Annotated in this window: 9 protein-coding genes and 1 pseudogene; 8 read left to right on the forward strand and 2 right to left on the reverse strand. The window is 46.1% G+C overall.

Translation table 11 applies throughout. From position 1 onward, the window contains the following. Nucleotides 1-2 precede the first annotated feature (2 nt). Nucleotides 3-2,732, forward strand: a complete 2,730-nt coding sequence (locus tag QFZ77_RS16775) for an alpha-mannosidase (RefSeq protein ID WP_307441176.1) — start codon at nucleotides 3-5, stop codon at nucleotides 2,730-2,732. A gap of 378 nt (nucleotides 2,733-3,110) precedes the next feature. Here QFZ77_RS16775 and QFZ77_RS16780 read toward each other — a convergent pair whose 3' ends face one another. Further along, nucleotides 3,111-3,719 carry a DUF2238 domain-containing protein gene (locus QFZ77_RS16780; protein WP_307441178.1) on the reverse strand — a complete coding sequence of 203 codons (609 nt, stop codon included), beginning with the start codon at nucleotides 3,717-3,719 and terminating at the stop codon, nucleotides 3,111-3,113. A 288-nt stretch (nucleotides 3,720-4,007) separates the two neighbouring features. Between QFZ77_RS16780 and QFZ77_RS16785 the strand changes: the two genes are divergently transcribed. From QFZ77_RS16785 to QFZ77_RS16810, 6 genes and pseudogenes are all read left to right on the forward strand, one after another. Next, nucleotides 4,008-4,253, forward strand: a complete 246-nt coding sequence (locus QFZ77_RS16785) for a hypothetical protein (protein ID WP_307441180.1) — start codon at nucleotides 4,008-4,010, stop codon at nucleotides 4,251-4,253. Between the two features lie 206 nt (nucleotides 4,254-4,459). Further along, the gene (gene gap / locus QFZ77_RS16790; RefSeq protein WP_307441182.1) at nucleotides 4,460-5,515 is read left to right on the forward strand and encodes a type I glyceraldehyde-3-phosphate dehydrogenase; all 1,056 of its coding nucleotides are present in this window, start codon (nucleotides 4,460-4,462) and stop codon (nucleotides 5,513-5,515) included. Next, nucleotides 5,494-5,670 (forward strand): GapA-binding peptide SR1P, encoded by a 177-nt coding sequence (locus QFZ77_RS16795; RefSeq protein WP_171689955.1) that lies wholly within the window; start codon nucleotides 5,494-5,496, stop codon nucleotides 5,668-5,670. The genes gap and QFZ77_RS16795 overlap by 22 nt, the downstream gene beginning before the upstream one ends. Continuing rightward, the gene (ppdK, locus tag QFZ77_RS16800) at nucleotides 5,670-8,351 is read left to right on the forward strand and encodes a pyruvate, phosphate dikinase (RefSeq protein ID WP_307441184.1); all 2,682 of its coding nucleotides are present in this window, start codon (nucleotides 5,670-5,672) and stop codon (nucleotides 8,349-8,351) included. The genes QFZ77_RS16795 and ppdK overlap by 1 nt, the downstream gene beginning before the upstream one ends. 80 nt (nucleotides 8,352-8,431) lie before the next feature. Beyond that, nucleotides 8,432-9,041, forward strand: a pseudogene (locus QFZ77_RS16805) (helix-turn-helix transcriptional regulator). A 13-nt stretch (nucleotides 9,042-9,054) separates the two neighbouring features. Then, on the forward strand, nucleotides 9,055-9,855 hold the full coding sequence (locus tag QFZ77_RS16810; protein WP_307441186.1) for a pyruvate, water dikinase regulatory protein: 801 nt from the start codon (nucleotides 9,055-9,057) through the stop codon (nucleotides 9,853-9,855). Between the two features lie 56 nt (nucleotides 9,856-9,911). Here the strand turns inward: QFZ77_RS16810 and QFZ77_RS16815 are convergent, their stop codons facing one another. Further along, the gene (locus QFZ77_RS16815; RefSeq protein ID WP_307441188.1) at nucleotides 9,912-10,103 is read right to left on the reverse strand and encodes a hypothetical protein; all 192 of its coding nucleotides are present in this window, start codon (nucleotides 10,101-10,103) and stop codon (nucleotides 9,912-9,914) included. 232 nt (nucleotides 10,104-10,335) lie between these two features. Here QFZ77_RS16815 and QFZ77_RS16820 point away from each other — a divergent pair, with 232 nt between their 5' ends. Continuing rightward, nucleotides 10,336-12,159: an assimilatory sulfite reductase (NADPH) flavoprotein subunit gene (locus QFZ77_RS16820; protein WP_307441189.1), complete on the forward strand. Its 1,824-nt coding sequence runs from the start codon at nucleotides 10,336-10,338 to the stop codon at nucleotides 12,157-12,159. Nucleotides 12,160-12,197: the final 38 nt, after the last annotated feature.

Genomic DNA, 12,197 nt, shown 5'->3' on the forward strand with positions numbered 1-12,197 from the left:
CGATGAGCACCAAGAGAACCGCTCATATCATTTCCCATACCCATTGGGATCGGGAATGGTATTTACCATATGAGAAACATCATGTTCGTCTCGTAAAGCTAGTAGATACACTGATGGATAAAATGGATCAGGATCCGAATTATCGCAGCTTCTTTTTGGACGGACAAACGATCATTCTGGAGGACTATCTCCAAGTCCGACCGGATCAAAAGGATCGATTGACCAAATTTATTCAGGACGGCCGTATTTTAATAGGTCCGTGGTATATTTTGCAGGATGCGTTTCTGACCAGCGGCGAAGCCAATGTACGAAATATGCAGATCGGGCATCAAGATGCGAAGAAATATGGCGATGTATCGAAGATCGGTTATTTTCCCGATACGTTCGGACTGGTAGGCCAAACGCCGCAATTGATGCAGCAGTCCGGGATCACGAATGCATTATTTGGCCGCGGCGTGAAGCCGACTGGCTTTAATAATACTGTTTCTGACGGTGATTATGAATCGTCATTCTCGGAACTGCTTTGGGAAGGACCTGATGGTTCCCAAGTGCTCGGTATTCTGTTTGCCAACTGGTATTCGAACGGCAATGAAATCCCTGTAGACCGGGAAGAAGCGAAAGCATTCTGGGAGCGGAAGCTAGCAGACGCGGAGAAATACGCATCGACTGGCGAGCTGCTCTTTATGAATGGCTGTGACCATCAGCCGGTTCAGTTGGATTTGCCTGAAGCGATTCAAGCTGCGCGTGAGCTGTATCCGGATACGACCTTTGTTCACTCGAATTTTATCGATTACTTACAGGCTGTTCAGCGTTCCTTGAAGCATGAGCTTTCTACGGTAAAAGGTGAGCTGCGCAGTCAACGGACAGACGGTTGGTCTACGCTCGTGAACACCGCTTCAGCTCGTGTTTACTTGAAGCAAATGAATCAGCTGGGGCAAGCGATGCTGGAAAAAGTGGCTGAACCGCTGGCCGCTTTCACACATGTCCTCGAAGTTGGGGAGAAATACCCGCATCATCTGTTCACGTATGCTTGGAAAACATTAATGCAGAATCATCCGCACGATAGCATTTGCGGCTGCTCCGTGGACGAAGTACACCGGGAAATGGTGACACGATTCGAGAAAAGCCGGCATGTGGCGGAAGCGATCGTTGATGACAGCAAACGAGCGATTGCTGAAGCGATCGATACGTCGAGCTTTGCGCAAGCGGGCGAAAGCGCCCTGCCGGTCGTTGTTTTTAATACCTCCGGTTGGGAGCGTACCGGCGTCGTGAGTATCGAGGTAGATGCCTTGCGTTTGTATTTCCGTGATGGATACACGCTTGAAGAAGCAAGCAGTTTTGCGAAGGCGGCGGATCTTTCGGGCCGTACGCTCGTGGACGAGCTGGGGAATGTCGCAGCATGCACGTTTGAAGATCTCGGGCTGCAATTCGGTTACGATTTGCCGGACGACAAGTTCCGTCAGCCATATATGTGCCGTAAAGTGAAGCTGACTTTTGAAGCGGAGAAGGTTCCTGCTTTAGGGCTGAAGACGTACGCATGGGTTAAAAGGGAAGATGTAATTTCGGCTTCTTCGCTGTTAGTGGGAGACCGGGTACTGGAGAATGAATCGCTTAAGATCGAAATTGCGGATAACGGTTCATTCACGTTGACAGATAAGAAGAATGGCCGATCTTACCGGGATTTAGGCGTGTATGAGAATACTGGGGATATTGGCAACGAATATATGTACAAACAACCGGATGGCGAGACGCCGCTTACAACATATGGTTTAGCTGCACAAATCCGTGTGTTAAAAGATACGCCCTATCAGGCATCTATTGAAATTGTACACGACTGGGAAATCCCTGCGTCAGCGGACGAATTACTGGAAGAAGAGCAGCGCGATTTGATTTACTATCCGCACAGAAAAGCGCAGCGATCAGCTCGCATGGTACCTATGCAGATCCGTACTATTGTCAGTCTGAGCCGCGGCGGCAAAGGGGTAGAGATCGAGGCATCCTTCAACAATCAGGCCAAAGATCACCGTTTACGGATGTTGTTCCCATCGGATCTGAATACACAGGTTCACCGCGTCGACTCTATGTTTGAAATCCCGCAGCGCGACAACACGCCGACTGCTGAATGGGAAAATCCAAGCAATACGCAGCATCAACAGGCATTCATTGATGTAAGTGAGGCGGAGGCTGGTCTTGTTGTTGCTAACCTCGGATTGAACGAATACGAAGTTCTGCGCGACGGACGCAATACGATTGCCGTGACGCTGCTTCGCGCAGTTGGCGAGCTGGGCGACTGGGGCTTGTTCCCGACGCCGGAAGCGCAGTGTCTGGGCGAGCACACCGTCCGAATGACCATCATTCCGTATAGCGGCGAAGGCGAACAATACGGCGCTTACGAGCAAGCCTACCAGTTCCAAATTCCGTGGACGTTATGTCAAACTGGCATTCACTCTGGGCGCATCGCACCTACGTATGCACCATTCCGTTGGGAAGGCGATAAGATGGCCTTTTCCTCCATGAAAATGAATGAAGGAACTGGCGATCTGCTGCTCCGTTGGTACAACATGAGTTCCCAAAACACTGAGCTCAAGCTAAGTTCCAACATACCTCTATACTCCTTCTATAAGAGTACGATTATGGAAGTACATGGCACAAGTATTGAAGCTGACGCGGGAAGCCAAATGTCTTTGCCGACAGGTCCTTGTGAAATTGTGACCATCGGGATTCAACGATAAGATTAGCTGGAACATTTGAATTCAGCATGAAATTAATACCTCCATTGGAAATTTCCAATGGAATCGGGTGTCAGACTTCAAAAATCGCAATTTTATTGGAATAGTTCCAATGAAATTGGTTTCTAGGCTGTCTAATCCCTACTTCCGTTGGAGTTAATCCAATGGAAGTAGCATTCAGGCTTCGAACTCACAAAGCGGGAGCAGAATTCAAGAACTTTGGCGAGTAGGGACTCCAAAGAAGTAGCACAAGCTGGCTTATTTGCAGGTACGTCTAACGAATTGAGCACGAGCTTTGAGGAATAACGCCAAATAGACCAATCTAAGTCAATCAGACTTTAGATTGGTCTATTTTTGTTAGCACATATACCCCGTTCACGGTCAGGATTGCACGTCAATCAGTGGCATTTTTCTCCGCTTCGCCTTGAAAGCTAGATAAATACTGGTCAATACGGCGCCTATGGTTCCGCAAATGATATCCGTCATCGTGTCGACCAAGCTTCCGTTTTGCGAATGGAGGCCGAATAGACCGTCTGTCGTGAACTCGTATATTTCCCAAACGCCGGCCATGGCGATGGAAAAGAAAAGGCAAAACCACACGGCAACTTGCGCACTCGGCACGGCCTTTTTCTCGCCGTTACTTGCTTTCATATAAATCAATAAACCAACGAAGCAAAGGATCAAGCCCGAAAAGAGATGCTCGATTTTATCCAGGTAAGGGATTACTTTGTAAAATCCAAACTCGTTTGCCATAAACATTGTGACAAAAATGAACAATAAGACGGAAAAGCGCAACGCGGCAAACATTGTGGTTTTTGTGACTTTGACCACGATTCGGATGATCAGCAGCACAGCAACAATCAAAACGGCCTGAAGCATCTTTGCTTGGTTGCCTTTCACCAAAAAATAAACAATGCAGACTGCGGCAGTCACATACATGGCCAGTTCGAACAGGTCGTTCCATTTGTCTTTACGTTTTCCCATTTGCATCGCTTTCACTCGCCTCGAATTCCGAAATTAGTCTTTTAAGTAAATATTAAACAATATATTTTACTCTTAAACAAGACAGCACAATCATTGAGTGCTAAAAATGTATGTTGTCTCTTACAAAAATTGCCCGGGAAATAGCTAAACCAAGTCCCGTCTCTCCATTGTTACCCTTTATCCATATCCCATATTCCGGATGATACTGTTTGATCAAGTCTTTTTGGAGAGAGGCATATCTTGACGTATCTTCAATCATTTTAGATATATTAAGTCTATAATCAAGGTAAGATTATGAAATTATCAAAAACAACCAATTATGCTTTGCATACGGTGCTAATGGTTGTTGCCGCCTCCCATGACCAAGCCGGTAGGCGTTCAGCAATTAGCAGAGGCGGCTCAGGACCGTCCGTTAAGCGTCGAAAAAGTGCTTACAGCCTGTCGCGCTGCGCGAAGCCGGCCGTTAAGCGCCGAAAAGGCGCTTACAATGTAAGACGATTTCAAGAATTGGTTGGAACCCCATCCCAGCTCTCTTCATGAGCCAAAAGTATAAGTTACACAAAAGGACCTGAGGCGGAGCCTTAGGTCCTTTTGTGTATCAAATATGACATTATATATGACGTCATATATAAAATTTATCCCTTTAATAGTGATAAATAATGATATTTTTGTGAACTTAAAAATATATATTGTACATTATATAACCTTATGATACATTTATGACATACTAAATAACGAATTGGAGGATGGAGATGCGAGTTGGAATTAGTGGTACAGGTAGAATCGGAAGGCTTTGTTTAAGAAAAGCATTGGCCGAGAAACAGCAGGAGTTTGAAGTCAACGTGATTAACTCAACAAGCCCCATTCATGTATTGGCCCATTTGTTGAAATATGATTCGGTTCATGGCACATGGGACGCGAAAATTGATGTGTTAAATGACAACTTAATGAGGATTAACGGAAAGCTGATTTCCGTCATTTGTGAAAGAGAACCGGATTTATTGCCGTGGGAGGATTATGGTGTTGAATTGGTTGTGGATGCAACCGGAAAATTCAATCATCGGCATGGTGTTGAACGACATTTATTTGCTGGAGCCAAGAAAGTTTTGATTACTGCACCTGGAACGAACATGGACCTCACAGTTGTCATGGGTGTGAATGAAGAGAAGTATGATCCTAAGCAGCATCGCTTGGTATCTGCAGCTTCCTGTACAACCAACTGTATCGCACCAGTTCTACATATCCTAGACGAAGCTTTTTCTGTTAAACAGGGTTGGATGACAACGGTTCATGCTTTTACGAATGATCAAAATCATATGGATAACCCGCATAAAGATCTTCGACGCGCGAGGGCATGCACCAATTCTATTATTCCGACTTCAACTGGCGTGGGGAAAGCACTAATCGATGTGATTCCTCATCTCGCATCCCAAATTCAAGGCGTGTCCGTTCGCGTGCCAACACAAGATGTTTCTCTGTTAGATCTTCAAGTGGTGGTTGGCCGTAAAGTTAGCGTTGATGATGTGAAGTTCGCCATTAAAAAGGCGATTGCTGGGCAAATAGGAACCTTTGTTGACTATAATGAATTGCCGCTTGTTTCTGCGGATTATATAGGTAATGAGAAATCTGCCATCATCGACGGTCTTAGCATTATGACGCACGAAAACCAAATTAAGCTCCTGGCCTGGTATGACAACGAATGGGGTTACACAAACCGAGTCATTGATTTAGTAGCTCATATGTCACGTGCTGAAAGCACACAACTAAAGGGGGAAACGAAATGTCTAACACAAACCATGTAACATTGGCGGCCATTCATCGGTATGATCTGGGTGTTATCATTTGTAAATCATGTAATGAAGTGATTGCAACGTTACCTACGGACGGATATAAAAAATTCTATGGTTTGTGCAATTCAACCCTATGTATCGATAAAAATAAGGAGGCTAACAAATAATGATTCAGAAACAAGTGGTACCCTTTCAGGAGGGAAATGCTTCAATGAAAGCTTTACTGGGAGGAAAGGGGGCTAATCTCGCTGAGATGACACGTGCCGGCCTTCCCGTACCACCGGGTTTCACCATTACGACCGAGGCCTGCTTAGCTTTTTTTAAGGTTGGTAATCGGATCTCAGAGGAACTGCTTGAACAAATTGCAGCAGCTCTCAAGCAGTTAGAGAAACAGAAGGGACAAACGTTCGGGGATGCGAACAACCCACTTCTTGTTTCCGTACGATCCGGTTCTGTCTCTTCGATGCCGGGTATGATGGATACTATTTTGAATCTCGGTCTCAACGACGTAACGGTTCAAGGGTTGGCTGCTCTTACGAACAATGAAAAGTTCGCTTATGATTGCTACCGTCGCTTGATGCAGATGTTTGGAAACGTGGTGCTTGGCATTGAAGCCTATCATTTCGAGCAGCTGCTGCACCGTTTGAAAGAGAAAGAGGGCGCCCAGCAAGATCAGGATGTTACAGCTGACGGTTGGAAGGGTCTTATCGAAGATTACAAAAAGTGTATTATGGCTAAAACAGGCCTAGCTTTTCCACAGCATGTCTACGAGCAGCTGCGAATGGCCGTCGAGGCTGTATTCAAGTCATGGAACAATCAAAGAGCTCAGATTTACCGCAAAATAAATCGGATTCCAGATGAACAGGGGACAGCCGTTAACATTCAGAGCATGGTATTTGGCAATATGGGCAGCAGCTGCGGCACAGGCGTTGTCTTTACGAGAAACCCATCCACGGGTGAGAATACATTTTTCGGTGAATACCTGATTAATGCACAAGGGGAAGATGTGGTTGCAGGCATCAGAACACCGCTTGCGATTGCCGCGCTGAAAAGCGAAATGCCCCTGATTTATGAGCAGCTGTTTGGGGCATCCAAGCAGTTAGAGAAGCATTACAAAGATATGCAGGATATTGAGTTTACGGTTGAAAATAATAAGCTTTACCTGCTGCAAACACGAAACGGGAAACGAAACGCCCAAGCTGCGCTCAAAATTGCCGTCGATTTAGTCCATGAAGGTTTATTGACTAAGCAGGAAGCCGTTGAACGCATCGAAGTGTCACATCTTGATCAACTGCTGCACAGAGGTATTGATGAAGAGGCTGTAAAGGATGTGTTGGCCAAAGGACTTCCTGCTTCGCCAGGAGCAGCGGTTGGGCAGCTTGTCTTTGACGCAGACACGGCTGCAGAATGGAGCCGTGCCGGCAAGACGGTCATTCTTGCAAGAAACGAAACAACACCCGAAGATATTCATGGCGTGATCGCATCGGAAGGCGTGCTCACGAGCCGCGGAGGGATGACGAGCCATGCCGCTGTTGTGGCAAGGGGAATGGGTAAACCTTGCGTATGCGGCTGCGAAGAAGTCCGAATTGTGCTTGATGAGAAGCGGATGTTTGCGGGAAGCAGGATCGTAGAAGAAGGAGATTGGATTACACTAGATGGTGCAAGCGGGCGCGTCATTATCGGTGCCATGCCTTTACATGAAGCGAGAATGACGGATGAACTTCTTGTTATGCTGAAGTGGGCGGATGATATTCGTTCACTGAAAGTATTCGCCAATGCGGATAATCCGCACGATGCGAGAATCGCGAGACAATTAGGAGCCGAAGGGATCGGTTTATGCCGTACTGAGCATATGTTTTTCTCGCCAACTCGTCTGCCTGTTGTTCAACGAATGATCCTCGCGGATGACAAAGAGGATCGCTTGCAGGCTCTTGTACAGCTGCTCCCTATGCAGCAGTCGGATTTTGATGGTATGTTCGAGGAAATGGATGGCCTTCCGGTAACGATCCGGTTGCTGGATCCGCCTTTGCATGAGTTTTTACCGAACCTCGAAGATCTGCAAAAAAGACATACCCAATTAACTTATGATAAAGGTGCGTCAGACTTAGAAAGAGAAGAGATCGCACACCTTCTCCGCAAAGTGCAATCGCTCCATGAGTCTAACCCTATGCTCGGTCAGCGGGGCTGCAGATTGGGAATTGTATATCCGGAGATTTATGATATGCAGATAGAAGCCATCTTCCGTGCAGCTTCAAGCTGTATCGACAGAGGCATCCGAGTTCTTCCGGAAATCATGATTCCACTCGTGGGCCATGCCAATGAACTGAAAATTTTGAGGGAGCTTGTTGACTTTGTTGCGGAACAGGTGCTGGGCAAAGACAAACTTCGTGATTGTCCTTACAAGGTCGGGACCATGATAGAGGTACCACGAGCGGCTCTTACTGCACGCCAAATTGTGGCTTATGCCGATTTCTTCTCTTTTGGCACCAATGACTTGACTCAAATGACGTATGGTTATAGCCGTGACGATGCGGAGGGTAAATTTCTAACCCACTATGTCGATCAGAAGCTTCTTCCGCATAATCCGTTTCAAGTGCTTGACACAGAAGGAGTCGGACAATTGATTGACTTAGCTGTGAATGCGGGTAGGCTCGTTAAGCCGTCGCTCAAAACTGGCATATGCGGGGAGCATGGCGGAGATAAAGAGTCGATTTTCTTTTGCCACTTGACCGGATTGGATTATGTCAGCTGTTCCCCTTACCGAATTCCTTTGGCTCGAATAGCTGCAGCACAAGCGTTCATCTTGCATGGTATTATCGGTGAACAAAAGGTAGCTCAAGCCATTTGATATAGCGAGAAAATCGGTTAAAATGGGGATGAACATGAAAGTTCGGGGAGGGAAATACGATAGAACTTACATCCCGTCAAATGGAAATCATTGAACGCGTAAAAAAACATGCTCCGATTACCGGAGAAAACCTAGCGGAAATGCTCGGAATCGCTCGTCCTACCATTCGTTCCGACCTTGCCCTGCTTGTTATGCTAGGTTATTTGGATGCGAAGCCAAAGGTTGGTTATTTTCTCGGAAAAACGCTGGAACGTGAAGAATCATCGTACAAAAAGCTGGATGGCATTTATGTTAAAGATGTTATGGGTTTTACCTGTCGTTCTTCAAGAAACAGCTACGGTGAATGATGCCGTCGTCTCTCTGTTTCTTGAGAATGTGGGTACTCTGATGATTGTGAGCAGTAATCGTGCATTAGTTGGTATTGTCTCTAGAAAAGATTTGTTAAAGGTAACGTTAGGCAATGCGGGTGCTCCTACCATGCCGATTAGTCTTGTGATGACGAGACACCCGAACATCGTTACGGTAAGTCCGGAGGACCATGTCATTGATGCTGCGCGAAAAATGATTCATCATCAAGTTGACAGTCTGCCAGTCGTGAGTTTGGACTCAGAACAAGACAAAGATGGCGTTATCGGACGAATAACGAAAACAACCATGACCAAATTAATGTTGGAACTAGCTGCGAATTAGGAGGTATTCACGGGTGGAGGAGAAAGTCCATACGATATTCGTTTGTTCGGACTCGGTTGGGGAAACGGCAAACACGGTTGTTCAAGCTACAATTCGTCAATTTAACGCCAGTCAAGTTCATGTAAGGCGTTTTGGAACTATGCGTACGGAGGAAGAAATCCGAAGTATGATGGAGGAAGCTTCCCGACTTGGCAGTTTTGTTGTTTATACGCTCGTTCTTCCGGAATTAAGAGAGATGATGCGTCAAGAAGCGATTCGCTTAAACGTGACTAGCATTGACGTCCTAGGTCCTGTCATGCAAGCTTTTATTGATACTTTTAATGATTCTCCCAAAAGGAAAGCAGGGTTACTGCACCAAATGGATGAAGATTATTATAAGCGGGTCGAAGCGATCGAATTTGCTGTTAAAAGCGATGACGGAAAAGACACAAGCGCTCTAAAACAAGCCCATATTGTTCTATTGGGCGTTTCAAGGACGTCGAAAACACCGCTAAGTATTTATTTGGCGCATAAAGGTTATAAAGTAGCTAACTATCCATTAGTGCCGGAAGTAAAGCCGCCACAAGGGTTGTTTACGCTTAACAAAAGCAAATTGATCGGATTGACGATGAGTGCTGAACAGCTTGTGAAGATCCGTACGGAACGGCTGAAAGCAGTTGGGCTGCCATTTGGCGCTAAATATTCAGCATTAGAAAGAGTGGCGGAAGAGCTGGAGTATGCATTCGGATTGTATAAGCAGCTTGGATGTACCGTGATCGATGTCACCGAAAAAGCAATTGAGGAAACGGCTGGCATCATACTGGAAGCCATGTAGTACGTCAAAATTTTCAACGAGCGCTCTGCAGCCGCGGGTCGCTTTTTTTTGCTATTTTATTTCTGGCCGTTTGGCCGTCGCTTCAAGCCGCTTAAACTAATCGGTTTTTCAATTTCCGCATAGTTATCATCGATATCACTACGAATCGAGTTCAGCAGATGAAGAGCGTGGCTTCTTTCATCATATTCAGGAATCAGTTGGATCAATTCTTCCAATCGTTTTAATCTCGTTTCTGTAACAAATCTCATTGGTGAAGCTCCTCTGCTTAAATCCTGTATCCTATAGTATTCGTATAAGAGTGGTAATATCGGTCTATACTTTTCCAGGGTTTTATCCCTTTATCAATATTACTGATAGATCACATAAGATCATTCTAATTGACCTATTTCGACATACATGATAGTTTCAAGAGAGTGAAAATAATGAGAAAAATGTATAATAGGAAATAATATCATTGCAGGCTATGAGAGGTGGATATTCTTGGTACTTCAAGTAACAAACAGTCCTTTTAATCAGGAACAAGTAGAATTGCTTAATCGATTACTTCCTACACTAACGGAATCACAACGAATCTGGCTAAACGGTTATCTTGCGGCACTTCAGGGATCGGCTGTCGTGACGGCTTCTGGTGCAGCTCCTGTAGCTCCCCTAGCGACGAATGCACCTGTAATCTCCAAAGAAGTAACTGTACTTTTCGGATCACAGACGGGTAAGTCTCAAGGGTTAGCGAAGAAAATGTCCAAAAAGCTAGAAGAGCTAGGCTTTCAGGTAACGCTCTCCTCGATGGCAGACTTTAAGTCGAATAACTTGAAAAAGATTCAAAACTTGCTTGTTCTAGTGAGTACCCACGGAGAAGGAGATCCACCGGATAACGCTATTTCTTTCCATGAGTTCCTTCATAGCAAGAGAGCTCCTAAATTGGAGGATCTGCGTTTTTCCGTGCTTTCACTTGGAGATACATCTTACGAGCTTTTCTGCCAAACAGGTAAGGATTTCGACAAACGTCTGGAAGAGCTTGGCGGCAAACGCCTTGCGCCGCGTGTCGACTGCGACGTGGATTTCGATGAGCCAGCTGCAGAGTGGATGAGTTCCGTTTTAAGCTCTTTAAGTGAAGCATCATCGGGCTCGACTGCTGTAAGTGGTGCCCAAGCGGCTGTTGAAAGTGGAACTGAATCTGAATATTCGAGAACAAATCCATTTCAAGCCGAGGTTCTTGAGAATTTGAATCTGAATGGTCGTGGATCGGACCGCGAAACCCGCCACATTGAGATATCCCTTGAGGGATCTAATCTTCAGTATGAACCGGGTGATTGCTTAGGCATCTATCCGGAGAACCACCCTCGCCTTGTGGACGAATTGATCGAAGCCATGGGTTGGAAAGCCGAGGAACTCGTTACTATTAATAAAAATGGCGACAAGCGTTCATTACGCGAGGCGTTACTTCATAATTATGAAATTACTGTATTGACGAAGCCGTTGCTGGAACAAGTTGCAAAGCTTACCTCAAGCAATGGGCTGCAGGAGCTGTTGGCTGCAGGACGCGAGCAAGATCTTAAAACGTATATCAATGGGCGGGATTTATTAGATTTGGTGCAGGATTACTCTCTTAAGGGAGTATCCGCGGGCGAGTTCGTAGCGATCCTTCGTAAGATGCCTGCTCGACTTTACTCGATCGCAAGCAGTTCCAAAGCTTTCCCAGATGAGGTACACGTTACCGTCCGTACGGTGCGTTACGAGACTCAAGGCAGAGAACGTTACGGCGTGTGCTCCGTGCAGCTCGCTGAACGAATCAAGTCTGGCGAAACGCTGCCGGTTTACATTCAAAACAATCCGAATTTCAAGCTTCCCGAGAACTCGGAAACACCTATCATTATGATCGGACCAGGCACGGGCGTCGCTCCATTCAGAGCCTTTCTAGGAGAAAGAGAAGAGACTGGGGCCGAAGGCAAATCATGGCTCTTCTACGGAGATCAGCACTTCTCCACCGATTTCCTTTATCAGATTGAATGGCAGAAGTGGCTTAAGGATGGCGTGTTGACGCGCATGGATGTTGCATTCTCCCGCGATACCGACCAGAAAGTATATGTGCAGCATCGGATGCTTGAGAAGAGCGCCGAGCTCTATAAATGGCTTCAAGAAGGGGCAATCGTGTACGTATGTGGTGACGAGAAGAAAATGGCACACGACGTCCATGCGACCCTGGCAACAATTATTGAACAAGAGGGCGGCTTCAGCTCGGAGGAAGCAGCGGAGTATTTGACCCGTATGCAACAGCAAAAACGTTATCAGAGGGATGTTTATTAAGTTCAGATCCCAAAGATCGCGAGAGGAGAAAGGCCAAT

It is taken from the genome of Paenibacillus sp. V4I3 (assembly GCF_030817215.1).
Taxonomy (GTDB): domain Bacteria; phylum Bacillota; class Bacilli; order Paenibacillales; family NBRC-103111; genus Paenibacillus_E.